Source organism: Microbispora sitophila, assembly GCF_014892245.1.
GTDB lineage: Bacteria > Actinomycetota > Actinomycetes > Streptosporangiales > Streptosporangiaceae > Microbispora > Microbispora siamensis.
In genome coordinates, this window is sequence record NZ_JADBGC010000005.1 from 1 (window position 1) to 24,959 (window position 24,959).

Annotated in this window: 26 protein-coding genes and 2 tRNA genes; 12 read left to right on the forward strand and 16 right to left on the reverse strand. The window is 72.6% G+C overall.

Features of this window, described 5'->3' with window-relative positions:
• A partial coding sequence (locus IL992_RS10155; RefSeq protein WP_193203093.1) for an integrase core domain-containing protein occupies positions 1-391 on the forward strand: 391 nt, incomplete at its 5' end.
• Between the two features lie 112 nt (positions 392-503).
• Here the strand turns inward: IL992_RS10155 and IL992_RS10160 are convergent.
• The 3 genes from IL992_RS10160 to IL992_RS10170 all read right to left on the reverse strand — a co-directional run bounded on the left by IL992_RS10160 (position 504) and on the right by IL992_RS10170 (position 4,169).
• Positions 504-1,193, reverse strand: a complete 690-nt coding sequence (locus IL992_RS10160; RefSeq protein WP_193203094.1) for a collagen-like protein — start codon at positions 1,191-1,193, stop codon at positions 504-506.
• 85 nt (positions 1,194-1,278) lie between these two features.
• Positions 1,279-2,241 carry a TAXI family TRAP transporter solute-binding subunit gene (locus IL992_RS10165; RefSeq protein WP_319018455.1) on the reverse strand — a complete coding sequence of 321 codons (963 nt, stop codon included), beginning with the start codon at positions 2,239-2,241 and terminating at the stop codon, positions 1,279-1,281.
• On the reverse strand, positions 2,238-4,169 hold the full coding sequence (locus IL992_RS10170; RefSeq protein WP_193203095.1) for a TRAP transporter permease: 1,932 nt from the start codon (positions 4,167-4,169) through the stop codon (positions 2,238-2,240). The genes IL992_RS10165 and IL992_RS10170 overlap by 4 nt, the downstream gene beginning before the upstream one ends.
• A gap of 354 nt (positions 4,170-4,523) precedes the next feature.
• On the opposite strand from IL992_RS10170, the gene IL992_RS10175 reads away from it, so the two are divergent.
• Positions 4,524-5,423, forward strand: coding sequence for a DNA-processing protein DprA (locus tag IL992_RS10175; protein WP_193203096.1), 900 nt, complete (start codon positions 4,524-4,526; stop codon positions 5,421-5,423).
• 188 nt (positions 5,424-5,611) lie between these two features.
• Positions 5,612-6,262, forward strand: coding sequence for a hypothetical protein (locus tag IL992_RS10180; RefSeq protein WP_193203097.1), 651 nt, complete (start codon positions 5,612-5,614; stop codon positions 6,260-6,262).
• A 14-nt stretch (positions 6,263-6,276) separates the two neighbouring features.
• On the opposite strand, the gene IL992_RS10185 is transcribed toward IL992_RS10180, so the two are convergent.
• The 3 genes from IL992_RS10185 to dusB all read right to left on the reverse strand — a co-directional run bounded on the left by IL992_RS10185 (position 6,277) and on the right by dusB (position 9,681).
• The gene (locus IL992_RS10185; protein ID WP_319018456.1) at positions 6,277-7,797 is read right to left on the reverse strand and encodes a DUF6297 family protein; all 1,521 of its coding nucleotides are present in this window, start codon (positions 7,795-7,797) and stop codon (positions 6,277-6,279) included.
• Positions 7,794-8,420 carry an ABC transporter ATP-binding protein gene (locus IL992_RS10190; protein WP_193203098.1) on the reverse strand — a complete coding sequence of 209 codons (627 nt, stop codon included), beginning with the start codon at positions 8,418-8,420 and terminating at the stop codon, positions 7,794-7,796. Before IL992_RS10190 ends, IL992_RS10185 begins: the two co-directional genes overlap by 4 nt.
• 148 nt (positions 8,421-8,568) lie before the next feature.
• Positions 8,569-9,681, reverse strand: a complete 1,113-nt coding sequence (gene dusB, locus IL992_RS10195; protein ID WP_319018457.1) for a tRNA dihydrouridine synthase DusB — start codon at positions 9,679-9,681, stop codon at positions 8,569-8,571.
• A 102-nt stretch (positions 9,682-9,783) separates the two neighbouring features.
• On the opposite strand from dusB, the gene IL992_RS10200 reads away from it, so the two are divergent.
• From IL992_RS10200 to IL992_RS10215, 4 genes are all read left to right on the forward strand, one after another.
• On the forward strand, positions 9,784-10,446 hold the full coding sequence (locus IL992_RS10200; protein WP_193203099.1) for an ACT domain-containing protein: 663 nt from the start codon (positions 9,784-9,786) through the stop codon (positions 10,444-10,446).
• A 54-nt stretch (positions 10,447-10,500) separates the two neighbouring features.
• Positions 10,501-10,572, forward strand: a tRNA-Gly gene (locus IL992_RS10205).
• 30 nt (positions 10,573-10,602) lie between these two features.
• A tRNA-Cys gene (locus IL992_RS10210) sits at positions 10,603-10,673 on the forward strand.
• Between the two features lie 445 nt (positions 10,674-11,118).
• Positions 11,119-11,841 (forward strand): hypothetical protein, encoded by a 723-nt coding sequence (locus IL992_RS10215; protein ID WP_226872697.1) that lies wholly within the window; start codon positions 11,119-11,121, stop codon positions 11,839-11,841.
• A 60-nt stretch (positions 11,842-11,901) separates the two neighbouring features.
• Here IL992_RS10215 and IL992_RS10220 read toward each other — a convergent pair whose 3' ends face one another.
• The 4 genes from IL992_RS10220 to IL992_RS10235 form a co-directional block, all read right to left on the reverse strand.
• Entirely contained in the window at positions 11,902-12,615 is a 714-nt protein-coding gene (locus tag IL992_RS10220) for a phosphatase PAP2 family protein (protein ID WP_193203100.1), read from the reverse strand.
• 49 nt (positions 12,616-12,664) lie between these two features.
• Positions 12,665-13,438, reverse strand: a complete 774-nt coding sequence (locus tag IL992_RS10225) for a phosphatase PAP2 family protein (protein ID WP_193203101.1) — start codon at positions 13,436-13,438, stop codon at positions 12,665-12,667.
• A complete protein-coding gene (locus IL992_RS10230; RefSeq protein WP_193203102.1) occupies positions 13,435-14,433 on the reverse strand; it encodes a YihY/virulence factor BrkB family protein in 999 nt (332 codons plus the stop codon). Before IL992_RS10230 ends, IL992_RS10225 begins: the two co-directional genes overlap by 4 nt.
• Before the next feature lie 231 nt (positions 14,434-14,664).
• Positions 14,665-15,387: a hypothetical protein gene (locus IL992_RS10235; RefSeq protein WP_193203103.1), complete on the reverse strand. Its 723-nt coding sequence runs from the start codon at positions 15,385-15,387 to the stop codon at positions 14,665-14,667.
• Positions 15,388-15,632: 245 nt separating this feature from the next.
• Between IL992_RS10235 and IL992_RS10240 the strand changes: the two genes are divergently transcribed.
• The gene (locus IL992_RS10240; RefSeq protein ID WP_193203104.1) at positions 15,633-16,592 is read left to right on the forward strand and encodes an SPFH domain-containing protein; all 960 of its coding nucleotides are present in this window, start codon (positions 15,633-15,635) and stop codon (positions 16,590-16,592) included.
• Between the two features lie 108 nt (positions 16,593-16,700).
• Here IL992_RS10240 and IL992_RS10245 read toward each other — a convergent pair whose 3' ends face one another.
• A complete protein-coding gene (locus tag IL992_RS10245) occupies positions 16,701-17,249 on the reverse strand; it encodes a TetR/AcrR family transcriptional regulator (RefSeq protein WP_193203105.1) in 549 nt (182 codons plus the stop codon).
• 86 nt (positions 17,250-17,335) lie between these two features.
• Between IL992_RS10245 and IL992_RS10250 the strand changes: the two genes are divergently transcribed.
• The gene (locus IL992_RS10250; RefSeq protein ID WP_193203106.1) at positions 17,336-18,256 is read left to right on the forward strand and encodes a TIGR03564 family F420-dependent LLM class oxidoreductase; all 921 of its coding nucleotides are present in this window, start codon (positions 17,336-17,338) and stop codon (positions 18,254-18,256) included.
• On the opposite strand, the gene IL992_RS10255 is transcribed toward IL992_RS10250, so the two are convergent.
• A complete protein-coding gene (locus IL992_RS10255; RefSeq protein WP_193203107.1) occupies positions 18,250-18,642 on the reverse strand; it encodes a VOC family protein in 393 nt (130 codons plus the stop codon). The genes IL992_RS10250 and IL992_RS10255 overlap by 7 nt on opposite strands.
• Positions 18,643-18,692: 50 nt before the next feature.
• Between IL992_RS10255 and IL992_RS10260 the strand changes: the two genes are divergently transcribed.
• Positions 18,693-19,151: a MarR family winged helix-turn-helix transcriptional regulator gene (locus IL992_RS10260; protein ID WP_319018458.1), complete on the forward strand. Its 459-nt coding sequence runs from the start codon at positions 18,693-18,695 to the stop codon at positions 19,149-19,151.
• 31 nt (positions 19,152-19,182) lie between these two features.
• Here the strand turns inward: IL992_RS10260 and pgeF are convergent, their stop codons facing one another.
• A complete protein-coding gene (gene pgeF / locus IL992_RS10265; RefSeq protein WP_193203410.1) occupies positions 19,183-19,872 on the reverse strand; it encodes a peptidoglycan editing factor PgeF in 690 nt (229 codons plus the stop codon).
• Positions 19,873-19,930: 58 nt separating this feature from the next.
• Between pgeF and IL992_RS10270 the strand changes: the two genes are divergently transcribed.
• Positions 19,931-20,971, forward strand: a complete 1,041-nt coding sequence (locus IL992_RS10270) for a zinc-dependent alcohol dehydrogenase family protein (protein ID WP_193203108.1) — start codon at positions 19,931-19,933, stop codon at positions 20,969-20,971.
• On the opposite strand, the gene glgA is transcribed toward IL992_RS10270, so the two are convergent.
• The gene (gene glgA / locus IL992_RS10275; RefSeq protein WP_193203109.1) at positions 20,955-22,139 is read right to left on the reverse strand and encodes a glycogen synthase; all 1,185 of its coding nucleotides are present in this window, start codon (positions 22,137-22,139) and stop codon (positions 20,955-20,957) included. The genes IL992_RS10270 and glgA overlap by 17 nt on opposite strands.
• 4 nt (positions 22,140-22,143) lie before the next feature.
• Here glgA and glgC point away from each other — a divergent pair, with 4 nt between their 5' ends.
• The gene (gene glgC, locus IL992_RS10280) at positions 22,144-23,451 is read left to right on the forward strand and encodes a glucose-1-phosphate adenylyltransferase (protein ID WP_319018459.1); all 1,308 of its coding nucleotides are present in this window, start codon (positions 22,144-22,146) and stop codon (positions 23,449-23,451) included.
• A 28-nt stretch (positions 23,452-23,479) separates the two neighbouring features.
• On the opposite strand, the gene IL992_RS10285 is transcribed toward glgC, so the two are convergent.
• Together IL992_RS10285 and IL992_RS10290 are read right to left on the reverse strand one after the other, a co-directional pair.
• Positions 23,480-24,070, reverse strand: a complete 591-nt coding sequence (locus IL992_RS10285; protein ID WP_193203111.1) for an Rv1733c family protein — start codon at positions 24,068-24,070, stop codon at positions 23,480-23,482.
• A 44-nt stretch (positions 24,071-24,114) separates the two neighbouring features.
• A complete protein-coding gene (locus IL992_RS10290; RefSeq protein ID WP_193203112.1) occupies positions 24,115-24,879 on the reverse strand; it encodes an enoyl-CoA hydratase/isomerase family protein in 765 nt (254 codons plus the stop codon).
• Positions 24,880-24,959 lie beyond the last annotated feature (80 nt).

The following is a 24,959-nucleotide window of genomic DNA, read 5'->3' on the forward strand; positions in this document are numbered from 1 at the left end:
AATCCTGCCCGACGAGCGCAAAGACACCGCGGCCGGCTTCCTGGCGCGAGCTGCGGCCTGGTTCGCCGCCCGCAACGTGACCATCCAGCGCGTGCTCACCGACAACGGCGCCTGCTACAAGTCCCACGTGTGGGCGGCCACCTGCACCGGACCGGGCATCACCCACAAGCGCACCCGCCCCTACCGGCCGCAGACCAACGGCAAGGTCGAACGCTTCCACCGCACCCTGGCCGACGAGTGGGCCTACGCCCGCCCGTATGCCTCAGAAGCCGAACGCCGCGCCGCACTTGATCCCTGGCTGCACATGTACAACCATCACCGCGGACACACCGCGCTGAAAGGCCAGCCACCCATCAGCCGCGTCACCAACCTCTCTGGGGAGTACATCTAGGTCGTGCCCCGTGATCTCTCCGAGCCATCGCGGCAGAAGATCACGGGACACTCTCCGGCGCCTCACGGGCGGGCCGGGGCCCCGCGCCCGGCCCCTGGGCCTGCCGCGTGTTCTACGAATTCTCAGCCGCGCCGGTCGCGCAGGTGACGGTGACGTCGACGGTGGCGGTGACCGTCCCCGCGTTCAACGCGTACATGCTCCAGGACGTCGGGGGCGTGCCCACGTCGACTCCCATGCGCGCCACCTTGAGGTCCGAATAGACGAGCTGGGTCGCGGTCCTGGCGTGGTACGAACCGCTCAGCGCGACCTTCCCCTCGGGGCAGGCGGCCATCGCGACGGTGCCCCGGCCCGCCCCGACGGTCACCGTCCTGGTGACCTGCTCGATCCCGGCGAGGCCTCCCGGCTGTCCCGCAGGCCCGGCCGGTCCGGTGGCGCCCTGCGGCCCGGCCGGTCCCGTGGCGCCCTGCGGCCCTGCGGGACCCGCAGGCCCTTCCGGTCCTGTAGCGCCCTGGGGGCCCGCCGCTCCGGCAGGTCCCGTCGGGCCGACGGGACCTGCCGGCCCCACCTGGTTCCAGACGATCTTCTTTTCGCCCGCATAGCAGCCCGGCGACGGAACCGGGCTGGGGTTGGGGCTGGGCTCGGGCGAGTCCGACCACAGGACCCGGACCGATCCATTCCCGCTGACACACGCGTAGATCTTCGTCGTCTCCTCCGCCGCCCCGGCCGCCACCGCCACGCCGGAGAAGCCGAGCACCGCTCCGACCGCGATCCCCGCGCCGAACACGCCTATCTTGCGTCGCACCGCGATTTCCTCCCTCGCTACTGCCCCTCAGGGCAACCCAGCATCAGGAGGCGCTCTTGTGATCCGGTTGCGCATCACTGGGACGTCAGCCGTAGAACCTTCTGGCGCCCTCGTGGAGCGGCACGGGGTCGGTCTTCGGCGCGTCGGTCTGGCTGATCTCCTTGGCCGACGCGTGCACCTTCTCCAGGTCGGCCTTGTGCTCGAACAGCAGCCGGGTGAGGCTCTCCGCCAGCGCGGCGTCCATCGCCGCGTTCACCACGAGGAGGTTCGGCACGACGATGGTCGGCACGTCGGCCCGCGTGCCGTACGCCCCCTTCGGGATCACGCCCTCGGTGTAGACCGGGCCGTGGGCGGCGCGTACGGCGGGCAGCACGTCGTTCAGCGGCACGAAGGTCACCTCGTCGCCCATGCTCGTCACCAAGTCGGTGATGCCCGAGGTGGGCAGCCCGCCCGACCACACGAGCGCGTCGAGAGTGCCGTCCTTGAGCCCCTGCACGGTCTCGGGCAGCGACAGCGCCTGACGCCTGACGTCCTTGTCCGGGTCGAGCCCGGCGGCCTGCAGCAGTCGCAGCGCGATCACCTCCGTTCCCGAGTTCGGCGAGCCCGTGGACACCCGCTTGCCGCGCAGGCCGGCGACGGACCTGATCCCGGCGTCGCTCCGCGCGATCACGTGGGTGTAGTTGCCGTACAGCCGGGCGAGCGCGCGGATCGGCTGCGGGGCGGTGAAGGCGCCGGTGCCCCGCACCGCGTCGGCGGCCGTGTCCGCGAGTGTGAAGGCGATGTCCGACTGTCCCCTGACCACCCGCTGGATGTTCTCGACCGAGGCGCCGGTGGCCTCCGCGGTCGCCCGATGGCCCGGCAGGTACTTGTCGATCAGTTCGGCGAGCCCGCCGCCCAGCACGTAGTAGACGCCGGTGGTGTTGCCGGTGGCGATCGACAGGCGAGTCCCGCCGCCTGTGCCGCCCTTCGTGGCCGACCGGTCGCCCCCGCAACCGCCGGCCAGCAGTGCCGCGGTGACGGCCAGCACCGTCACGATCCTGAACCTCACGGATGCGCCTCCCTGTGTCTGCGGACGAAGTGGACGGCGAGCGCCAGGGCCGCGACGCCCAGCCCGGCCAGCACGGGCCAGGGCGACAGGACGAGCAGCAGGACCGCGGCCAGCGCGCACAGGCCCCGCTCGACCGGACCGGCGGGGCCGGTGATCCAGCCGCCCGTGGCCACCGCGAGGACGGCCACGGCCAGCGCGGACACGGCCACGGCGACCACGACCTCGCCGATCGGGCCCTGCGCCAGCAGGGCCGCGCCTGACGGTGTGAGCACGAACGCGAACGGCACGAGGAACGCCGGGAGCGTGTACTTCCAGGTGGCCCACATCGTGCGGTGCGCGTTGCCGCCCGTGATCGCCGAGGCGGCGAAGGCGGACAGCGCCGTCGGCGGGCTCACCTCGGACAGCACGGCGTAATAGAAGATGAACATGTACGCCTCGGCCGGGGTGACGCCGAGGTTCAGCAGCGCGGGCCCGATGATCAAGGCGGCGATGACGAAGGACGCCGTGACCGGCACGGCCAGCCCGAGCAGCAGCACGGCCAGCGCACAGGCCACGGCGGTGGCCGCGAGGTTCCCGCCGGACAGGCCGACGATCAGCGAGCCGGCCTTGAGCCCGAGCCCGGTGAGCGTGACCACGCCGACGATCGTGCCCGCCGCCGCGCAGGTGACCGCGACCGGCAGCACACCGGTGGCGCCCGCAGCCAGGGCCCGTACGGCGCGGCGCGGGGTCAGCCGGTTCTCCCGGTCGAGGAACGACAGCGCGAAGGCCAGCAGCGTGGCGTGCACGACCGCGCGGAACGGCGACTGGCCGAGGGCCATCAGGATGATGATCACAAACAGCGAGCTGAAGTGGTAGCCGAAGCGCCTGATCAGCGTCCAGGGACCGCCCGCGTCCACCGGAACCGCCCGCGTGCCGTACCTGCGGGCGTCCATCTCGATCGCGAGGAAGACGCCCAGGTAGTACAGGACGGTCGGGATCGTGGCGTAGACGAGCACGGTCAGGTAGCTCACCCGCAGGTATTCGGCGATGATGAACGCCGCCGCGCCCAGCGTGGGGGGCGACAGGATCGCGCCGATCCCGGCGGCCGCCAGCACTCCCCCGGCCTGCTCGCGCGGATAGCCGGCCCGGCGCAGGATCGGCCAGGCCACGCTGCCCACGCTCACCGTGGTCGCCACGCCGGAACCGCTCACCGTGCCGAGCAGGAACCCCGCGAGCGTGACGGTCCGCCCCGGCGCGGAGCGCGAGCGGCGGAACGCGGCGAAGGAGACGTCGACGAAGAACCGCCCCGCCCCCGAGTGGTCGAGCACCGCGCCGTAGATCGTGAACAGGATGATGTAGGTCGCCGCGACGTCGAGGGGCACGCCGTACACGCCCTCGGTGCCCATCGTGAACGCCGCCACGATCCGGTCCAGGTCGTAGCCCCGGTGGCCCAGCGCCCAGTCGGCGGGCAGGTAGCCGCCGTAGTAGGCGTACGCGACGAAGAGCACGCACACGACGGGCAGGATCCAGCCCACGGTCCGCCGGCACGCCTCAAGGAGCAGCAGCGTGAGCAGCGCGCCCGCCGCCACGTCGAGCGGCGTCGGCGCGTACGCCCGGCGGATGAGGTCGTCGAAGACGACGAGCGGATACACGCAGACGGCCAGGGACAGCACCGCGAGCACCCAGTCGAGCGGGCCGGGCCGGTCCCGGCCCCCACGCCGCGCCTTGTAGCAGACGAAGGCCAGCGGCAGCACCACGGCCAGGAACGCCATCCGGTAGGGCAGGACCGCCCCCGGCCGGAAGGTCTGGTAGAGCGCGTAGAGCGACAGGGCCAGCGCGACGACCGTGACGAGCGCCGCCGTGCGGCCGGACAGACGCCGGGCGGGACGCTCCGCGTCGAACTCGGCGACGAGGTTCTCCGCCGACGTCTCGTGCCGGGTCTCGGTCACGCGTCTCCCCTGCGGTGCGGCAATCCCTTGACCGCAAAGTACGCCGGATTTGACTTCCTGTTGTCACAATACGGATCACAGTCCGGTCACGGACCGTAGTCCCACTCCTACTCCTCCATGTCGGATCCGTCGCCGGACCGTCCGGAGCGGATCGTGCGCTCACCGCCCAGCCGTCCGTCACGAGAGGAGGCCTCGGCTGTCAAAGCCCGATACGGCATGGCCCGTTCGCGTGAACACCACGCGCCGTCCCGCCGGTCTCGGCACGATAGCCACCGCACCACCACGATCCCGTCCGCGAATGTCGGTGCCGGGGCGTACGTTCACGCCGGAAGCACGTCAGAGTTGGTGATGACCATGACCACGATGCACGAGCAGGCAGCCGTCCTCGCCCTGACCAGAGCCACGCACGGCGAGCCCTGGTTCTACACCGCACGCGTCATCCTCGACGCCGGTGGCGCGCTGAAGCTGCTCGACGGCGGGTGCGCGAGCCGGGACGAGGACGACCGGGCGCACGCCGCCGCCATCGCCGCCCGGGTCCGGCCCGCCGACCTCGCGTGGGGGCGCGAGTTCATCGCCGCCATGCGAGCCGACGGCGTCCACCTCGTCACCGTGCTCGACGCCGACTACCCCGGCAACCTGATCTGGGCGTACGACCGGCCCCCGTTCCTCTGGGTACGCGGCGGGTTCCAGGCCGGAGACCATCGGGCCGTCGCCGTGATCGCCGACCACGACATCGGCCACGCCGCCGCCGCGGCGCGGGCGCTGGCCGAGGCCGGGCTGATCGTCGTCGCGCCCCTGCGCACTCCGGTGGACGCCGCCGTCCACCGGGCTGCGCTGGCCGCCGGTGGGCGGACCGTGGGCGTCCCCGCGGGCGGTGTCGGAGAGCCGGCCGCCCTCGGGGAGTACGCCAGTGTGGCCGAGCGGATAGCCGAGCGCGGCGCGATCGTGTCCTCCTGCTGGCCCGACACCGCCCCCAGCAGCCGCGCCGCCGACTGCGCCCGCGTCGTGACCTGCGGACTGGCCGACTGCCTGTACGTCGTGGACGGCGCCGACGGCGGCCCTTCCTTCCGGCACGTCAAGGAGGCGCTGCACACCGGCAAGCATGTGTTCGTGTCCCAGCGGCTTCACCAGGAACAGCCGTGGGCGCGGCGAGTGGCCGCGCGGGGAGGCATGACTGCCGTTCAGGACATTGACGACCTGTGCACGCAGGCGGTGAATCTCGTAGATATGGCCCCCCGAACGAACACCTGCTGATCATGGGTGACGCCGAGGCGTTCACTCGCGATTTCCTGCCGCTGTTCCGTGCCGTCCCGCCCACACGACCAGGTGTCTGCCGAATCTGTCATTCCGGGCCGAACGACCGCGGGGACGGCGAACCCTGGCCCACCTGCGCCAGCTGCAAACGCACGACGGAGAACCTGAGCGGCTACACCGAGCACGTCGTGCCGATCTCACTGACCGCCAGGGACACGCAGTTGTACGACGTCCTGGTTCGCAGGAAAGACCCCTTCGGCGTCGCGGGCCGGCGCAACCGCCTGGATTTCCTCGCCGCGACCGTGACGCATTTCTTCCGCGAACACGCCGGCTGCCTCCAGGGGCTGGCCGGCGGGCCCTTCACCATGGTGGCCACGATCCCGAGCACACGCACCGAGCGCCCCATCGAGGCGTTCCATCACATGGACAAGGTCATCGGCAAGGTCGGTGCGTGGACCCGCCTTCATCGGCCCCTCCTGCTGCAGGCCGACGACGCGTACGCTCCGGTGCTCGCTGCGCGCGAGTCCCACTCAGCCGCGTTTCGCGTGCTGGGCGACGTGATGAAGGGCGCACGGGTGCTGCTGGTGGATGACTTGTTCGTGTCCGGCGCGCACGTGCAGAGCGCCGCGTCTGCGCTCATCGGCCGAGGCGCCACGGCGGTCGTGGCCCTCGTGATCGCCAGGTTGGTGAACCCGGCGTCCAAGGACCCGTACAGCGCCGGAATCTGGCGAGAGTCGGGCGACCGGCCCTTCGGCTTCGACCGCTGCTGCGTCTGCGACCGCGGCTCATGGCGGGGCCGCCCGGCTGCCCGGCAGCCGGCACGGCGGGCCCGGGGGTGATCCGAACCCCGCTTTCATGCGCGGTTCCCGCGGCTCGTCCGCAGGATGTATGCGGCGAGCACCGCGGCCCCGGCGATCGCCTGCGCCGCGACGTACGGCACCACCGAGGCGGGCCGCGACGCCAGCGCGGCGAGCGCGGGCAGGGATCCGAGCAGCGCGAGGTCCACGCCGGTCGCCGCCCAGATCAGCGGTCCGGTCGGCACCGCACCGCCCGGGGTGTCGATGACCGGCATGGAGTGGTCGACGGGCCGCCGCCGGGCCATCCGCAGCGCGCCCGCGGCGAGCGCGGGCGCGGCGGCCGGCCCGAGCATCCACCAGGCCCCCGCCGGCAGCGTGCCCGCGGCCTGAAGGCCCACCAGGGCGAGCGCCGACCAGGAGGCGGCCAGCAGCGCGGGCAACACCGCGCGGGCGCCCATCACGGCCCTGCCGTCCACGGCCAGCATCCGGGCCAGGGCCGGGTCGCCGCCGTCGCGCCGGACCCCTCCGGTGCACATCGCCGCCGCGGTCAGCGCCCCGCACAACAGCATCCCGGCGGCCGGCCCGGACCCGCCTCCGGTGGCGTTCGCGCAGACGGCGGGCAGGGCCGCCGCGCCGAGCAGCGCCGCCAGGCGGCCCGGCCGCCTGCCCACCCGCAGCCACTCCTGCCAGGCCAGCGCGGGCGCGGCGCCGAGCCGCGGCAAGAGACGGGGCCAGGGGCGGGATCGCAGCGCACGGCCGCGCCAGTGGGCGTCCTCCGCGACCCAGGTGAGCATCCCGGGATCCAGCGTGGTCGCCGCCGAGGTCACCCGCGCCGTCCTGGTCGAGGAGGCCAGGATCCGGCGGGCGGGGATGCGGTCGAGCGCCGCCCAGGCCCGCCGTACGAGGAAGGCGGCCACGACGGAGGCGACGCCCGCGACCGCCGCGCCCAGGGACGCGGGCGCCTCGGCGACTGCGGCGAGGATCCGGCGGCCGGGGCCCGCGCCGAGCACGGCCACGAGCACGGCCACGGAAAGAGCCCCGGCGATCAGGAATTGCAGCCGGGCGTCCGACGCCGGGGACTGCTGGCCGAGCACCGCCGTGGCCATGCCGCCCACGCCCGCCGCGACGCCGAGCACCAGCGCCGCCGCGAGACGCACACCAAGCTGGTCGGGGGCCCCGAACACCGACAGCGCGGTCAGCCCGAGCGCCGCCCCGGCGAGCACCGCCGCCGACAGCAGGAGCAGCGCCGTACGGCCGAGCACGGCCCGGCGGGGCAGCGGCGACGTCACCAGCCACGAGGCGTCGGCGGCGGGCAGCACGACGGGTCCGAGCGCCCGTGCCAGGGCGAGAAAGCCCGCGTAGGCCGCCGCGACCAGCGCGAGCCCGGGGCCGAGCCGCGCGGGATCGGCGTGACGGGCCAGCCCGGTGAGCGCATCCGCGATCGGGCGGCCGAGCACCGCGGCGGCGACGAGCAGGCCGAAGACGCGGGTGTATCGGTCCGACCAGGTCGCCGGCCGCCCACGGCGGGCACGGAGGTAGGCGAGGGCGGGGTGCGTCCGCTCGATCGCCGGGATCACGACGCCGCCCGCAGCGTGATCACACGGGCTCCCGCGTCCTGCGCCAGCCGCGCGTCGTGGGTGGCCATCACGATCGTGCCGCCCTCGGCGGCGTAGCCGCGCAGGATCCCCGCGAGGTGCTGCCTGAATCCGGCGTCCAGGCCGCGCTCCGGCTCGTCGAGCAGGAGCAGGCGGCTCGGCCGGAGCAGCGCCATGGCCAGCGACAGCCGCTGCCGCTGACCGGTGGACAGCGACAAGGGGGCGAGATCGGCCCGGGCGCTCAGCTCGAAGGTCTCCAGCGCCTCGTCGACCGTCAGGCGGGCGCCCTGCTGGACGGCCCTCATCAGCTCCAGGTGTTCGCGGACGCTCAGGCCCGGATACCAGGCGGGCTCGTCACCGGCCTGCACGACCCGCCGCCAGAAGTCCGGCAGGTCCGCCGGCGGCCCGCCGAGGACGTCGACCTCGCCGCGCGGCGAGGGGTGCAGGCCGGCCAGGCAGCGCAGCAGCGTCGACTTCCCGACGCCGTTCTCCCCCATGACGGCGACGATCTCGCTCGGAGCGGCGGTGAGATCGACGCCGCGCAGCACGGGCACGCCGCCCAGGTCCAGCCCGACCCCACGGGCGGTGATGATCGCGTTCGCCATGCCCCGAGACTACGCGCGGCGTGAGCGCCATGAGCCGCGCGAGCGGAGCGGGCGCCATGAACCGCGCGAGCGGAGCGGGCGCCATGAACCGCGCGAGCGGAGCGGGCGCCATGAACCGCGCGAGCGGAGCGGGCGCCATGAACGCGGGTCAGCCGCCGGAGGTGGGGTCCTCGGCCCCGGCGCCGGGGATCGTCATGTCGTCGGGGTCGTCGAGCCAGCCGTGCGGCAGCGACACCTTCGACCTCTCGCCGCTCTTGCCGCGGGGGCCGTCGGCCTCGTCCGGCCACGGCTGGTCCGCGTCGAGCTCGGCCACCCGCTCGGCCATCTCCGACAGCCGGGTGACCGAGGTGAGGGCGCGGCGGGTCTCGGCTCCGACGACGAAGCCCTTGAGATACCAGCCGACGTGCTTGCGGAAGTCGGCCAGCCCGTGCGGCTCACTGCCGATGACCTCGCACAACAGCTCGGCGTGGCGCAGCATCATCGCGCCGACCTCACCCAGGCGGGGCCGGACGCGCTCGGCCGAGCCCCGGAAGGCCAGGTCGAGGTCGCGGAACAGCCACGGCCGCCCCAGACAGCCCCGCCCGATGACCACGCCGTCGCAGCCGGTCTCGGCGACCATCCGCAGCGCGTCGTCGGCGCTCCAGATGTCGCCGTTGCCGAGCACCGGAATCTCCGGCACCGCGTCCTTCAGCCGCTTGATCGCGTCCCAGTGCGCGGTGCCGCCGTAGTGCTGGCGGGCCGTACGGGCGTGCAGGGCGACGGCGGCGAGGCCCTCCTCCACGGCGATGCGTCCCGCCTCGACATAGGTCAGGTGGTCCTCGTCGATGCCCATGCGCATCTTCATCGTGACCGGCAGCGGTCCGGCGCCGGCCACCGCCTCGCGCAGGATGGCGCGCAGCAGGTTCCGCTTGTACGGCAGGGCCGACCCGCCGCCTCTGCGGGTGACCTTGGGCACGGGGCAGCCGAAGTTCAGGTCGATGTGGTCGGCCAGGTCCTCCTCGGCGATCATCCGCGCGGCCTTGCCGATGACGGCCGGATCGACGCCGTACAGCTGGATGCTGCGAGGGGACTCGTCCGCGCCGAACCGGATCATCTGGAACGTGAGCGGCACCCGCTCGACCAGCGCCCGCGAAGTGATCATCTCGGACACGAACAGGCCGCCGCCCTGCTCCCGGCACAGCGTGCGGAAACCGATGTTCGTGATGCCCGCCATGGGAGCGAGCACTACCGGGGGCCAGACCTCGAGTGCGCCGACTTTCACTCGTTCATTCTCCCCGCTGCGGGCTGTGAGCCGTACAAGATCATGGACGTAAGGCTTTTGACCCGGTTAATCTGACCTGGACCAACGGTGGGGGAGGTCGTCATGCTGCTGCGGCTGAGAATCGCCTTGCCGGATCGTCCGGGCTCGCTGAGCCAGGTGACCGGGATCCTCGGGTCCGCGGGTGCCGACATCACGCAGGTGACGGTGCTCGACCGGGGCGACGGCCGCGCCCTCGACGACTTCACCGTCTACTGGCCCGACTCCACCCCCCGGGAAGACCTCGTACGGGCCCTGGAAGGCGTGGACGAGGTCAGGATCGAGGGCATCTGGGGCACCAGGGAGGCGCCCGGCACCTATCCGGAGCTGGAGATCCTCAAGTTCCTCACCACGGCGGGCGACCGCGCGCTCGGCACGCTGATCGACTCCATGCCGGTGCTGTTCAGCGCCGACTGGGCAGCGGCGGCGACGGAGAAGGACCCGCGAGTCACCGTGTACGCGAGCTGGCGGGCGCCCGAGGACATTCCGTTCCCGGAGGACACACCGCCCCGGCCGACGGCCGCCACGCTGTCGTCGGGCCTGCACGTGATCGTCGCACCGCTGCCGCCGCTGGCGCTGTCGCTGATGCTGGCCAGGGCGGAGGGGCCTGCCTTCCACCGGAACGAGGTGCACCGGCTCACGCGAATCCTGGAGATCTTCCTGACCCTGCCCGCGATCGAGCGCGGAGCCGACCGCGCTTTCCGCAGGCCGAGCGCCCGGCCGTTCTGAGTACACACCGGAGCCGAAAACCCGGTACAGTAGCCACGTCGCCGCAAGGCGGACGCGGAAGTGGCTCAGTGGTAGAGCATCACCTTGCCAAGGTGAGGGTCGCGGGTTCGAATCCCGTCTTCCGCTCCGAGAGGTCACGACTGCGGGCCTCGCTCTGGTGGAGTGGCCGAGAGGCGAGGCAGCGGCCTGCAAAGCCGCGTACACGGGTTCAAATCCCGTCTCCACCTCTGTTTTTCGAGAACCGGTTCGGCTGCCGGAGCGCGTATCACGCGACGCACGGCACCTCCGCTTCCACGATCGTCGGCGCTCCGATCGCGCTGCTGACGCATGATTCGGTGTGTCAGACGCCATCGGCGCGGCCGGCAGCGGCGGGTGGACGCCGCGGACCAGGTCGCGTCCGTTGTCACGTCAGAGCCCTGCATGCCTCATCCTCGTGCCGGCTTCTTCGCGCCCCAGTGCATCGAAGTTGTCCAGGTGGAACTGATGCCGTGACGGAGCACCGCTCGGCATCAAGGTCGACGTCGCCCATGGCCGCCACCGGTGCGTTCCGTCATGCGAGGGACAAGTCGACGTAAGAGTTCTTCTCAACGTCCGATAGCGGGCGCACACTGAAAGGGACACAACAGGCGATTCAGCGTGGAGTAGCTCGTGCACGGTCAGATGCCTCCAGCGATGCCCATGCTCTCTCGTGGCAAGCATCGCAATCCCAGCAAGGGCGCCTGCTTCATGGAGTTCGCGTCCTACCTCGCAGGTGAGCGGTGGAGCGACCATCCGTCGTGTACACACCCGCTGCTCGCCGGGCTCGCCCGTCTCGTCAACGACCACACCTCCGACGCCGCCCGGCCCCGCTTGGCCGAGCTGATCCCGTCGGTGATCGGCCTGACGGGCGACGATCCGCGCCTCGACGCGCGGATCGCCCTCTGCTCGGCCAGGGCCGCGCTGCCGGTCGTCGCGCACGAGCGCCAGCTCGCGATGGCGGTCTCGATCCTGTCGGCCGAGCACGTGCTCGCCGAGCTGGAGGGCCGCCCCGCCGGCGACCTGGACGAGCGCAGCAGGCAGGCGCTGGCCCAGGTGCCGGACGCCACCCGCTGGGCCTACACCTTCGGGCGCGGCGTGCGGGTCTCGCCCAAGGGCTTCCGGAGGTACGCCGCGCCGAACACGGTGCAGCTCGCGGTGCGGGGCATCGCTCAGGCGTGCGTGCCCGACCCCGATCCGCTGCTGCGCGATCTGCTGGCCGACGCGATCGCCGACTGCTGGTCCCTGCTGCGACCCGCCGCCGGAACCGCCACGGGAACCACCACCGAGTCCGCCGCGGAAGCCGCCGAGCCCGCCCCCGCCGCGGTCGATCCCGCACGCTGGGCGGACGCCTGCCGCCTCACCGGCCTGTCGGCCTGACCACCTCGGCCACCGGCTCACTGCGGAGCCGGTGGCCGAGAACGATGATCGGTGAGCCGGTCAGGTCAGCGCGGCCCCGCGTACGGCACGCTTCGGCGCGGCGCGCCGCGACGCCGCGATCGGCCGCAGCAGCAGGGCCTGGGCGAGCACGACCACGCAGAAGATCCCGAGCACGTAACCCCAGCTCACGTCCGTCAGATGGTGCATGCCCCGGTAGAGCCTGGCCAGGCCGACCGCCAGGGCCGCTCCCGCGCCGAGCAGCCACCACAGCGCGTTCAGGATCGTGTGGCGGTGGGTGTGCAGGGTCAGCACGAGCGCGGTGCCGCAGTAGAACGCCACGGCGGCGCTGGTGTGCCCCGACGGATAGCTGGACGTGGGCGGCGCGGGGTCGAGGTGCGGCACGTGCGGGCGGGCCCGCTGCGCGAACACGGTCGCCAGCAGGAAGATCGCCGACTGGGCGCAGACGGCGGCCACCAGGAAGACCGACTCCCGCCAGCGCTTGTAGACGACCCGGAAGAGAATCGCCATGATCGTCGTGACCACGATGATCACCGGGGTGTCGGACAGCATCGAGGCGTAGTGGGTCACCTCGTTCCAGAACGGCGTGCGCTCCTGGGCGATCTCGCGGCTGACCGCCTCGTCCTGCGCGACGAGCGTCGAGTGCTCCAGGACCCTGGTGAGCAGCAGGCCGAGCCCGAGGGTCACCAGGGCCATGAGCGCGAGCGGGAGCAGGACCCGCCGCGCCGTCTCCGCGGCCACCCGTCGAGTGGGCATGCGTCGAATGGGCACGGAGGACGACCGGGTGCTCCGGGCCGTGCCACGTTTACGAACGGCGTCCAATTCGTCCTCCTTGGGGGGCGATCTCCCTCTTCGTCTCGGGCCCGACGCCCTCGCGTAACGGCTGGGCGGGCCGGCGGCCCACGTCGCGGCGGCGCCAGGTCTCGAAGGCGGCGGCCGTGGCCGCCACCACCGCCACGCCGAACACCAGCCCGCCCACCACGTCGCTGAACCAGTGCACGCCGAGTGCGATCCGGCTGAAGCCGACCGCCAGCGGAATCAGCACGGCGAGCGTCCAGGCGACCGCCCGCCCGCGTTCCCGTACGAGGGGCAGGACGAGCAGCAGCAGGATCCCGGCGCCGAGCGTGGCGTTGACCGTGTGTCCCGAGGGGAACGACGCACCGGGGGCGATGGCGACGGGGTCCGGCAGGCTGGGCCGGGCCCGCGCGACGATGACCTTCAGGGCGAGGCCGAGCAGGCCGCCGACCGTGATCGTGGTGGCCGCCCACAGGGCCAGGTGATAGGCGCGCCGCCAGACCAGCCAGGCGACCGCGGCGCCGACCGCGATGCGCCAGGTCAGCGGCGCGAAGACGTCGCTTGTCAGTTGCATCAGCCGGGCGAACCCGGGGTTGCCGATCGCGTAGGCGTGCAGGTCCCACGCCGCGCCCTCGTCGATCTCGGTGAGCGGGCCGAAGGAGGTCTTGACGAAGACCAGCAGCACCGTGAACGGCACCCCGATCAGCGCCAGCGCCGCCGTCGCCACCGTCAGCCGCAGGCCCAGTCCGCGCTCGGGGTCGAGCCGCCTGCGCCACCAGCTCATCGGCCGCTCCCGACCGGCTGCCGCTCCCGCGACGAGGCCGGGGCGGGGCCGGGGTCGGGCTCTGCCGGCTCGCCGCGGCCCGCGCGGCAGGCCTCCAGCTGCGCCGAGAAGGAAAGGCCGAGGAAGAGCGCCATCGAGCTGAGGAACGACCACAGCAGCAGCGCCATGACCGCCGTGAGCGGGCCGTACGTCGCGCCGAAGGTGTGGCTGCTGGCGGTGTAGAGCGCGAGCAGCCAGGTGAACAGCGTCCACAGCAGCACGGCGACCGTCGCCCCGACCGCGAGCCAGGTGTGGCCGGGCTGCTTGCGCCGGGGCGAGGAGCGGAACAGCACCGAGACCGACAGGACGGCGAGCAGGAAGCCGATCGGCCAGCGCAGCCAGCCCCACAGCCGCTCGGTCGTGTCGCTCCAGCCGTAGACGTGGGCCGCGGCCTCGCCGACCGCGCCGCCGCCGACCAGGATGACGAAGCCGACGCTCATCAGGAGGCCCGCCGTGACGGCCATCAGCAGCGCCCTGCCGTACTTGGCCAGGAAGGGGCGGTCGCGCTCGATGCCGTAGATGCGGTTGGCCCCGCGTTCGAACTGGCCCATGGCGGTGGTCAGCGACACCAGCGCGGTCAGCAGACCGAGCCACAGGGCGAGCTTCTCCCCCGCGCCCGAGGCGTGGTGGCTCTGGCTGAGCGTCTCCTGGATGACCTGTGAGCCCGCACCGGGAGTGAGCCGCCGCAGGGTGAGCTCGAGAAGCTCGCCGAGGTGTTCCTGGTGCAGCACCGAGCTCAGGCCCACGACGGCGATCGCTCCCGGGATGATCGCGAGGCAGATCTGGAACGCGAAGGCACGGGCGTTGCTCGTGCCGTCGCCGTACCTGAACCGGACGTACGCGTCACGGATGAGGTGCCAGCCGCCGTACCGTCGTATCGCGGCGTAGGCGTCGTCGGCCGACAGTTCGTCGCCGCTCATGCTCCTGGTCTCCGGCACCGGGGTCGCGGTTCCCATGTCAGTCCTCACATCGTCAGGGGGTGGGGACCACCGGGGGCCGGGTCGCGGGCCGGCCTCCGGCGGTCCCCGCAGGCCCACCGACTACCCCGATCACGATGCTTGGAACGCCAGGCCTACCAGAAGATCCCCTGACCTGGGCGGCGGCTGTCCCGCGACGCGCCGGAGGACCGGCCCGACCGGACCGGTCCTCCGTGTCGCGGCACCGCCGGTGCCGTCGACGAGCCGCCGTCACAGGACGGCGCAGCCGACGCGTACGGGAAGGCGGGGCGACCAGCGGCCGGAGACGACGTCCTGGGCCTGCGCGTAGGCGTTGGCCGCCTTGCCGGCCGCGGCGCAGTCGAACACGCCGGTCTTCTTGCCGAAGCTGCCGCCGGCGTAGCCGCTGTGCGCGCTCGCGCTCACCGTGCCGCTCCAGTAGAGCCTGCCGTTGTTGTACCGGATGTAGAGCCTGACCTGACCGATGTTGAAGTGGTCGCCGTTGATCTTGAGACGCGGGATGTCGTCGACCGAGGTGCTGGTGGAGGTGCCGTCGCCGTTGTCCACCGGGGGAACGGTGTAACGGCTGATCCACAGCCGGGCCGAGACCCTGCGGTCGGCCGCCTTGCCGTTGTCGAGCTTGGCCTGGGCGCGGACGGCGGGGGTGACGCACACGTCGTCGCCGGTGAACGCCTCACGCCAGACGTACCCGGTGACGCAGGTGTGCGGGCCGAACGGGCCGGAGGTCCAGCGGGACGCCTTGGCGGCGTTGTCGGCGAGGGTCTGCGTGCGGGTCGCGGGCGTCACGCAGACGACGTCGCCCGAGCGGGCCTCGCGCCAGACGTAGCCCTCCAGGCAGGTGTTCGGGCCGAAGTCGCCGCCGGCGGAGGCCGGGCCGGCCATGAGCGTGACGGGGGCGGTGACGGCCAGACCGGCGATCGTGGCGGTGGCCAGGCCGAGCAGGGTGCGCTTCATGACAGTCTCCTGTGCTGCTGCGGGACGAGGGTGCTGATCGGCGGTCCCGGTCCGGCCGTCGCCGCCGGGTCCGTGCACCTCAGTGATAGGCCCGCTCGCCTGCACGCCCCTTGCCGCAGGCTTTCCGCAACCGCTGCAAGCACCCCGCAAGGCGCCTGCGGGCAAAAATCATCCTCCAAGTCCCTTGTCGACTTGTTGAACGATTTTTACTTTGGAGGAAACTCCTCTCCTAAGGAGCGATCTCCATGGGACCGATGCGGGCACTCGGGGTCACCGGCCTCGCCGTCGCCGTCGTGGCGGCGCTCGTCACGCTCTTCGGCGCGGTCACGGGCTTCGAACGCACCGACGGCGGCGAGGTCGCGGTGATCCGCGACGGCGGGCCGCTCGACGACAGCGGCATCCGGCAGATCGTCGATCCCGCATCGGGACTGACGTGGACCGGCCTGTGGTCGTCGGCGCACCGCTACCCCGCCCAGCAGCGCTTCTACACCATCACAGCCGACGCCAAGCGGGCCACGACCCTCGGCGTGGACGTCGTGACGGTGCCGAGCAGCGACGGGGTGGACCTCGGCATCGAGGGCACGCTCTACTTCACCCTCAACCTCGACCACGGGACGATCAAGCGGTTCGACGACAAGTTCGGCACCCGCACCTTCCGGGGGCAGGACGGGGAGCAGCGCCACGCCTGGGACGGCGACGAGGGCTGGGCCGCCTTCTTCGGCCAGGCCGTACGGCCGGTGGTCGACAACGCGCTGCGCGCCCAGATTGGCGCGATGCGGTGCGCGGACCTCGTCCCCACCTGCGCCCTGGTCGACAAGGCCCGGCAGGGGGTCAGGCTGGAGCCGCACGACGCGAACGGCGGCATCACCCGGGTGCAGAACGCGGTCAATACCACGCTGGAGCACGACCTCGCCCAGACGCTCGGCGACCGGTTCCTCACGGGCGTGCGCTTCAGCCTCGTCCGGGTCACGCTGCCCCAGGACGTGCAGCAGGCGGTCACCAAGGCGCTGGCCGCGAGCGCGCGGGTCGCCGAGGCGCTGGCGGAGGTCGACTCGGCCGAGGCTAGGGCCAAGGCCGACCGGGCCCGCCAGTCGGGTTACGAGCGGTGCCCGGCCTGCGCCGACATCGACAAGCTCAAGTCACTGCCCCAGGGCATCACCGTCTACGCCCCGGGCAACTCCGAGATCATCGTGCCCAGCAGGTGAACCCGTCCCCGGACCGTCCGGCCGGTCACCGGCGCGGGCGGCGCCCCACTCGCCCCGCATCCCCGCCCGCAAGCCCGGCGCGGCCCCCGCCGCAGGTCGTGCCGGACGTCAGGTCCGGGCCACGCGCGAGGCCACCCGTGTGGCGAGTCCGTCGAGGATGACGGTGGTCAGCGCGTCGTCGGGCCGGGCGCCGGGGCGGCACACGGCGACGCTGAGCAGCCCGACGACCTCGCGCGGTGTGATGTCGTCGCGGACGGCGCCCTCCCGCTGGGCTCCCGCGGCCAGGTCTTCGAGCATGGCGTCGAGGTCGCGTACGAGCGGGCCCAGCTCCGGATGGGCCTCGGCGCCGTCCGACAGCGACTTGGTCAGGGCCAGTGGCAGGTCGGCGCCGCACCGGACGCACGCCACCAGCGCGTCCCACCGGCTCACCGGGCGGGCGGCGTGCTCCCGCGCGGCCTCGAGCAGGGTCCGCAGCGCGCCGGCCGCGATCTCTTCCAGCAACGCCCGCCGGTCCGGGAAGTGGCGGTAGAGCGTGCCCACGCCGAGCCCGGCCGCCTGCGCGATCTCCTCCATCGAGGCCTCCGGGCCCCGGGCCGTGAACAGGTCGACGGCCGCGTCCACGATGAGCGCGCGGTTGCGCCGGGCGTCGGCTCGCACAAGTCTCCCCCAACCGGAATCCGAGATTCAGCTTATTGTAGAGTGCACAATCGGAACCGGAATTTCCGCTTCATATTGGAGGCGCGATGAACCTCGGAGTGCTCGCCGGAGGGAACGGCCTGAGCCTGGACGAGCTGATCGGGCAGGTGCGCGAGGCGGCCGAGGCCGGCCTCGACAGCGCCTACTTCAACCAGGTCCTGTCGTGGGACGCCGTCCAGCTCGCGGCGCTCGCCGCCCGCGAGGTGCCCGGGATCGCCGTCGGCACGGCGGTGACCCAGACCTACCCGAGACATCCGCTCGCGCTCGCCGGGCAGGCGCTCACCACCCAGGCGGCCAGCGGCAACCGCTTCACGCTCGGCATCGGGCCGAGCCACGGGCCGCTCATCGAGACGCACTTCGGGCTGTCGTACGACCGACCGGCCCGGCACGTCCGCGAATACCTTTCCGCGCTGGTGCCGCTGCTGCGCGGCGAGCAGGTCGACTACCGCGGGGAGACGCTGACCGCGGCGGGGCGGGTCGAGGTGCCCGGCGCCGAGCCGCCGCCGGTCCTGCTGGCCGCCCTCGGGCCGGTCATGCTGCGGATGGCCGGCGAACTCGCCGACGGCGCGGTGACCGTCTGGACCGGCCCGGAGACGATCGCCGACCATGTGACGCCGGCGGTCACCCGCGCCGCCGCGGCCGCCGGACGGCCGCGCCCACGCGTCGTCGCCGGTGTGATCGTGAGCGTGACCGCGGACCCCGAGGGCGTACGGCGGCGGGTCGCGCAGTCCCTCGGACCCGTCGGCGACCTGCCCAGCTACCGGGCGATCCTGGACCGCCAGGGCAGGTCGGGGGTGGAGGAGACGGTCGTGGCCGGGGACGAGTCGGCGGTCGAGCGCGCCGTGCGGGCCTATGCCGAGGCGGGCGCGACCGAACTCGTGGTGAGCCCCTTCGGAGACGCGCGCGAGCGGACGCGGACCCTCGGCCTCCTGGCCGCGCTGCGCGGACGGCGCGGCGGCGCTCAGTAGGACTGGAGCTCCAGCAGGTTGCCGTCAGGGTCGCGCAGGTGGGCGGTGCGGCAGGTCGGCCCCCATTCGGGCCGGGCGCCCGGCGGCGCCACGACCCGGCCTCCGTGGGCGGCCGCCACGGCCGCGGCCCGGTCGACGTCGTCCACGGTCAGGACCAGCATCGTCCCGTCGCCTCCGCCGTCGAGGTCCACGCCGGTGACCTTGGCGAGCATCTCGCGGTCGAGAAGGGCCAGCACCGCCTCCGTGTCCCGGTCCCAGTTGGCGTACGGCCCCGTCTCGGCGCCCTTGACGAGGTGCGCGCCCGCCACCGCGGTGAGCAGGCCGTCGTAGAAGCGGAAGCACTCGGCGAACCGGGAGGCGAGCACGCGGGGATAGAGAGCGTCCATGGAAATCCCTTGGTAGGAACCAACTATTGGTTGTGCCCTATCCTGCTCACGTGAGCGACGTGCCGCAACTCCCCCCGTCCCTGCTCGGGATCACCGCGTTCCTGCTCTCGAAGGTGGGCATCGCCGGGCGGCGCCGCATGGGCGACCGGCTGCGCGGGCACGGCATCGGCCTGTGGGACATGGCCGTGCTGGCCGCGCTGCGCGACTTCGGCCCGGCGTCCCAGCGCGAGCTCGGCGCCCGGCTGGGCATCGACCCCAGCGACCTCGTGGCGGTGATGGACACGCTCGTGCCGCTCGGCCTCGTGGAGCGCGAGCGCGACCCCGAGGATCGGCGGCGATATCGGGTCGCCGTCAGCCCCGCGGGCCGGGCCACGCTGGAGGCGGCCCTGCGCGAGGCCGGCGAGGTGCGCGACGACCTGCTGGCCGCGCTGGACGAGGACGAGCGGGCGACCCTGCACACGCTGCTCCGCAAGGCGTACGCCGGGCTGGAGCCGCGGGCACGGGCCTGATACGCCTCCGGCCGCCATCGGCGGAGCGGTCTCAGCCGCCGGCGAGCCAGACGTAGCCGGCGAAGCGCCCGGTGCGCTGCTCACGACGGTAGGAGTAGAGATCGGCCGTCTCGATCGTGCAGCGGTCGTCGTGCCGCACGTCGGCCACGCCGGCCCGGCTGAGCTGGGCCGCGATCCCGGCCCGGATGTCGAGCGCGGGCGTGCCCTGCCGGGTCCGCGACCAGGTCTCGGGCACGCGGGCGGCGACGCGCTCGCGCAGGTCTTCCGGCACCTCGTAGCACAGCCCGCAGGCCGACGGCCCGATCACGGCCACCATCCGCTCCGGCCGTGCGCCCCGCGCCGCCATCGCCTCGACGAGGGCGGGGACCACGCCCGCCTCCGTGCCCGGCCGCCCCGAGTGGGCGCCGCCGACCAGGCCGGCCACCGGGTCGGCCACCAGCACGGGCGCACAGTCGGCGACCAGGACCGCCAGGCCGAGCCCGGGACGGTCGGTGAACACCCCGTCCAGCGCGGGCGGGTCGTCCCCGAACGGCCCCTCCGCGTAGGCGACGTCGGTCCCGTGGACCTGGCGCATGAAGACCACCCGGTCGAGCCCGAACTCCGCGGCCGTCTTCGCCCGGTTCTCGGCGACCGCCGCCGGGTCGTCCCCCACCGCCCCGCCGAGGTTGCGCGTGCCGTACGGCCCGGCGCTCACGCCGCCGTGCCGGTCGGTGAAGGCCATCCGTACCCGGTCGATCGCAATCACCCGATTAGCGTACGGCCTGGGAAAGGAGCGTGACATGCGCGCGGTGGTGTACGAGGAGTTCGGCGGGCGGGCCGAGGTGCGCGAGGTGGCGGACCCGGTGGCGCCGCCGGACGGCGTCGTGATCAGGGTCGAGGCGACCGGGATGTGCCGCAGCGACTGGCACGGGTGGATGGGCCACGACGCGGACATCACCGCGCTGCCCCACGTGCCGGGGCACGAGCTGGCGGGCGTGGTGGACTCGGCCGGCCCGGGGGTGAGCCGCTGGCGGCCTGGCGACCGGGTGATGGTGCCGTTCATCTGCGCCTGCGGGAGCTGCCGCGAGTGTGTGGCCGGCAACCAGCAGGTGTGCGAGCGCCAGACGCAGCCCGGCTTCACCCACTGGGGGTCGTTCGCCGAACTGGTGGCGATCGACCACGCCGACGTGAACCTCGTGCGGCTGCCGGACGGCATGGCGTTCGCCACGGCGGCGAGCCTCGGCTGCCGCTTCGCCACCGCGTTCCGCGCCGTCGTCGGGCAGGGGCGGGTGCGGGCGGGCCAGTGGCTCGCCGTGCACGGCTGCGGAGGGGTCGGGCTGTCGGCCGTGATGATCGGCGCCGCCGTGGGGGCCCGGGTCGTCGCGGTGGACGTGTCCCCCGCCGCGCTCGACCTGGCCCGGCGGTTCGGCGCGGCCGAGTGCGTCCTGCTCGGCGAGGGCGACTCGCCCGAGGAGGCGGCCGCGCGGGTCAGGGCGGCGGCCGGGGGCGGCGCCGACGTCTCCCTCGACGCGCTGGGCGGCGCCGCCACCTGCGCCGCGTCGATCGGCGGCCTGCGCAGGCGGGGCCGCCACGTGCAGGTGGGCCTGCTTCCCGGGGAGACGGCCCTGCCGATGGGCCGGGTGATCGCGCACGAGCTGGAGATCGTGGGCAGCCACGGGATGGCCGCCCACGCCTATCCCCCGATGCTGGAGCTGATCGCGGCGGGCGTGCTCCGCCCCGACCTGCTGGTCACCCGCACCATCGGCCTGGACGACGCGCCGGACGCGCTGACCCGGCCGGGCGCGCACGCGGGCGTCACCATGATCATCCCTGGCCGGTGAGCGACGCGTAGAGCTCGTGGGTGCGCTCGGCGATCCGGCGCCAGGAGAAGTGGTCGATCGCGCGCACGCGCCCGGCCTCGCCCATCGCGGCGGCGAGGCGCGGGTCGCCGAGCACCGTGTTCACCCGCTCGGCCAGCGCCGCGGCGAACGCCTCCGGGTCGTGCGGCTCGCCGTCCCGGCCCTGGTCGATCGGGACGAGCAGGCCCGTCTCGCCGTCGGCGACGACCTCGGGGATGCCACCGGTCGCGGTCGCCACGACGGCGGTCTCGCACGCCATCGCCTCCAGGTTCACGATGCCCATCGGCTCGTACACCGAGGGGCACACGAACACGGTGGCGTGCGTGAGGATCTGGATCACCTCGGGCCTGGGCAGCATCTCGGAGATCCACACCACGCCCTTGCGGGAGGCCGACAGCTCGCGCACGAGCGCCGTGACCTCCTCGGCGATCTCCGGCGTGTCGGGCGCGCCCGCGCACAGCACGAGCTGCGCACCCGGGTCGAACGACCGGGCCGCGTGGAGCAGGTGCACCAGGCCCTTCTGCCTGGTGATCCGCCCCACGAAGACGACGTACGGCACGGCCGGGTCGATGCCGTGCTTGACCAGGGCCTCGGTGCCCCGGGAGGGCGCGTACTCCTCGGTGTCGATGCCGTTGTGGATCACCCGTACGCGCTCGGCGGAGACCTCCGGGTAGGCCGTGAGCACGTCGCGCCGCATGCCCTCGGACACCGCGATGATCGCGTCGGCCGCGTGGAGCGCGGTCCGCTCCGCCCACGACGAGAGCGTGTAGCCGCCGCCGAGCTGCTCGGCCTTCCACGGGCGCAGCGGCTCCAGGCTGTGCGTGGTCATCACGTGGGGCACGCCGTACAGCATCTTCGCGACGTGGCCGGCGAAGTTCGCGTACCAGGTGTGGCTGTGCACGACGTCCGCGCCCTCGCAGCCGGCCGCCATCTCGACGTCGACGCCGAGCACCTGCAGGGCGGCGTTCGCGCCGGACAGCCCCCCGGGGACCGGGTAGGCCCGCACGCCGGGCTCCTCGCGCGGGGCGCCGAAGCAGCGAACCCGCACGTCGGCCAGCCCGCGAAGCTCCCGCGCGAGGTACTCGACATGGACTCCGGCGCCGCCGTACACCTCGGGCGGATACTCACGGCTCAGCAGATCGACACGCATACGTGTGAGCTTAGAGTCCCTGATCCGCACTGTTTGCCGGTGTCCCTGGTGTTTGTTAGCCATTTCGCGGGTTAAGGTCCTGCCTATGAAGGTCCTGGCGATCGTGCTTGCGGGTGGAGAGGGCAAGCGGCTGATGCCGCTGACCGCGGACCGGGCCAAGCCCGCCGTGCCCTTCGGCGGCATCTACCGGCTCATCGACTTCGTTCTGTCGAATCTGGCGAACGCGCATTACTGGCAGATCGTGGTACTGACGCAGTACAAGAACCACAGCCTGGACCGGCACATCTCCCGGACGTGGCGGCTGTCGTCGATGCTCGGTAACTATGTCACCCCGGTGCCCGCGCAGCAGCGGCTCGGGCCGCGCTGGTTCGCCGGATCGGCCGACGCGCTGTTCCAGAACCTCAACCTGATCTACGACGAGATGCCCGATCACGTGATCGTCTTCGGCGCGGACCACATCTACCGGATGGATCCCCGCCAGATGGTCGACCAGCACATCGACTCGGGCGCGGACGTGACCGTGGCCGCGATCCGCCAGCCCCTCGAACTGGCCGACCAGTTCGGGGTCATCGAGGCGGACCCCTCGGGCCGCCGGATCGTGGCGTTCAGAGAGAAGCCGAAGGACGCGGTGGGGTTGCCCGACGCGCCCGACCAGATCTTCGCCTCGATGGGCAACTACGTCTTCAAGACCCAGGCCCTCATCGAGGCCCTGCGCGAGGACGCCCTCGACCCCAGCAGCAAGCACGACCTCGGCGGCAACATCATCCCGATGTTCGTCAAGAGCGGCGGCGCCGAGGTGTACGACTTCGCGAACAACGTGGTGCCCGGCTCCACCGAGCGCGACCGCGGCTACTGGCGCGACGTGGGGACGCTCGACGCCTACTACGAGGCCAACATGGACCTCATCTCGGTGCAGCCGGTCTTCAATCTCTACAACGACCGCTGGCCGATCTACACCGGCAACGATCCGCTGCCGCCGGCCAAGTTCGTGCACAACGAGGGCGACCGGGTGGGACACGCGCTGGAGTCGCTCGTGTCGCCCGGGGTCATCGTGTCGGGCGGCACCGCGCTGCGCTCGATCCTGTCCCCCGGCGTGGTGCTGCACTCCCACTCGCACGTCGAGGACTCGGTGCTGATGGGCTCGGTCAAGATCGGCAGGGGCGCGATCGTCCGCAAGGCCATCATCGACAAGAACGTCGTCATCCCCGACGGCGCCCGGATCGGCTTCGACCCGGAGTACGACCGCCAGCGTTTCGCGGTGACCCGCAGCGGTGTGGTCGTGATCGGGAAGAACGAGATCGTCGACCGCTGAGCCCGCCCGTCCGTGAGCGGCGAGCGGCTCAGCGGCCGTTGATCCGCCACATGGGCTCGACCACCGTCCACTGGGCCTCCCACACCCGGCGGGCCCGGCGCTGGTTGACCAGGCGCGTGCAGGTCACCAGCAGCGCGAGCATCGCGGCGGCGGCCAGCGGGACGCCCGTGCCGACGGTCAGCGCGGCGACCACCGTGGTCTCCCGGTCCTGCGGCCGGGGCGTGATCACGCCTTTGTCGTCGGTCCATATGCGCACGGTCTCGCCCACATGTCTGCTGGGCGAGACCTCGATGACACCGGCCCTCGCCGTGCCGTCGGGGGCCACCCAGGCGGCTTGGGCGTGCCCGACCGCCGCTCCGGCCACCGACAGCCGGGGCGTCGTCACGTCGCCCGTCAGCGTGGCGACGACCTGATGCCGGGTGCGCGCATGCTGGGCCTCGGTCCTCAGGCCGTTGCCGTACTCGCGCATGCCGAGCATCACGCCGAACACGATCGCGGCCACGACTCCCAGCACCGCGGCAAGCCGTACCACCGCTTCGACCCGGTCGCACCGGCGCCGAAGCGGATTCCTATCAAGTCCCAGCCAGCGGGCGAACCTGGCGAATGGATTCTGCGACATCTCACACCTCACAGGGTCATTACCACTGCGAGTCCCGTTTATGCCTATTTTGCATCCCAAGAGAATCCAGGGGAACGCCCCTCCCGATATGCCCGGACACCTTCGGCCATTTCGCCGCTCTCCCTGGCCTCGCGCTGCCAGGCGCGCACCTCGGCCTCCCCGGCCCTGCCGTCGATGATCTGCTTGGCCGCCGCCAGCGTGAGCCGTGACCTGCCGGCCATCGTGGCCGCCAGGCCGTACACGCGATCGCGCAGGTCCTCCGGCGGGCAGACCTCGTCGACGAGACCGGTACGCAAGGCGTGATCTGCGGTGATGAGCTCGGCGGAGAAGAGCAGAAGCTTCGCGGCGGCGGGCCCGGCGATCTCCGCAAGCCGCCGCGTGGAGCTGAGCGGGTAGACGATCCCGAGCTTGGCCGGGGTGACGCCGAAGCGGGCCCCGGCCGCCGCGATGCGCAGATCGCAGGCGAGCGCGAGCTGGCATCCGCCGCCGACGCAGTATCCCTCGATCATCGCGACCACGGGTTTGGGAAAGGTCACGAGTGCGTGCTCCGCGACAACGGTAAGACCGGTGTCATCGTCGTTATCGCCAAGCTCATGAATTTCCGAAATATCAGCACCGGAGCAGAAAGTTCCCCCGGCTCCGGTAAGGATGAGGACACGTACCTTCGGATCGGCGGCGAGGTCCGCGAGGATGCCCGGCAGCGCCCGCCACATGGCGGCGGTCACGGCGTTGCGCTTGGCGGGGCGGTTGAGGGTGAGGGTGGCGACGTGCTCGTCGAGGGCCAGTTCGAACCCGTCGGTAACTTCCATCCCTCGATTCTCCAGGTCGCCCGCCCGGTTGCTCCGGCAGGGGTCCCGGCGGTGATGGCATAATCGCCGCGCAACGGGAC

Coding starts and splice junctions, on each gene's coding strand:
- IL992_RS10215 (WP_226872697.1), top strand. CDS start 11,119: ATGCCCATGCTCTCTCGTGGCAAGCATCGCAATCCCAGCAAGGGCGCC.
- IL992_RS10255 (WP_193203107.1), bottom strand. CDS start 18,642: ATGGACGCTCTCTATCCCCGCGTGCTCGCCTCCCGGTTCGCCGAGTGC.
- IL992_RS10290 (WP_193203112.1), bottom strand. CDS start 24,879: ATGGAAGTTACCGACGGGTTCGAACTGGCCCTCGACGAGCACGTCGCC.
- glgA (WP_193203109.1), bottom strand. CDS start 22,139: ATGCGTGTCGATCTGCTGAGCCGTGAGTATCCGCCCGAGGTGTACGGC.
- IL992_RS10270 (WP_193203108.1), top strand. CDS start 19,931: ATGCGCGCGGTGGTGTACGAGGAGTTCGGCGGGCGGGCCGAGGTGCGC.
- IL992_RS10200 (WP_193203099.1), top strand. CDS start 9,784: ATGCTGCTGCGGCTGAGAATCGCCTTGCCGGATCGTCCGGGCTCGCTG.
- IL992_RS10220 (WP_193203100.1), bottom strand. CDS start 12,615: ATGCCCACTCGACGGGTGGCCGCGGAGACGGCGCGGCGGGTCCTGCTC.
- IL992_RS10250 (WP_193203106.1), top strand. CDS start 17,336: ATGAACCTCGGAGTGCTCGCCGGAGGGAACGGCCTGAGCCTGGACGAG.
- IL992_RS10230 (WP_193203102.1), bottom strand. CDS start 14,433: ATGGGAACCGCGACCCCGGTGCCGGAGACCAGGAGCATGAGCGGCGAC.
- IL992_RS10225 (WP_193203101.1), bottom strand. CDS start 13,438: ATGAGCTGGTGGCGCAGGCGGCTCGACCCCGAGCGCGGACTGGGCCTG.
- IL992_RS10285 (WP_193203111.1), bottom strand. CDS start 24,070: ATGTCGCAGAATCCATTCGCCAGGTTCGCCCGCTGGCTGGGACTTGAT.
- IL992_RS10240 (WP_193203104.1), top strand. CDS start 15,633: ATGGGACCGATGCGGGCACTCGGGGTCACCGGCCTCGCCGTCGCCGTC.
- IL992_RS10235 (WP_193203103.1), bottom strand. CDS start 15,387: ATGAAGCGCACCCTGCTCGGCCTGGCCACCGCCACGATCGCCGGTCTG.
- IL992_RS10175 (WP_193203096.1), top strand. CDS start 4,524: ATGACCACGATGCACGAGCAGGCAGCCGTCCTCGCCCTGACCAGAGCC.
- IL992_RS10190 (WP_193203098.1), bottom strand. CDS start 8,420: ATGGCGAACGCGATCATCACCGCCCGTGGGGTCGGGCTGGACCTGGGC.
- pgeF (WP_193203410.1), bottom strand. CDS start 19,872: ATGGCCTTCACCGACCGGCACGGCGGCGTGAGCGCCGGGCCGTACGGC.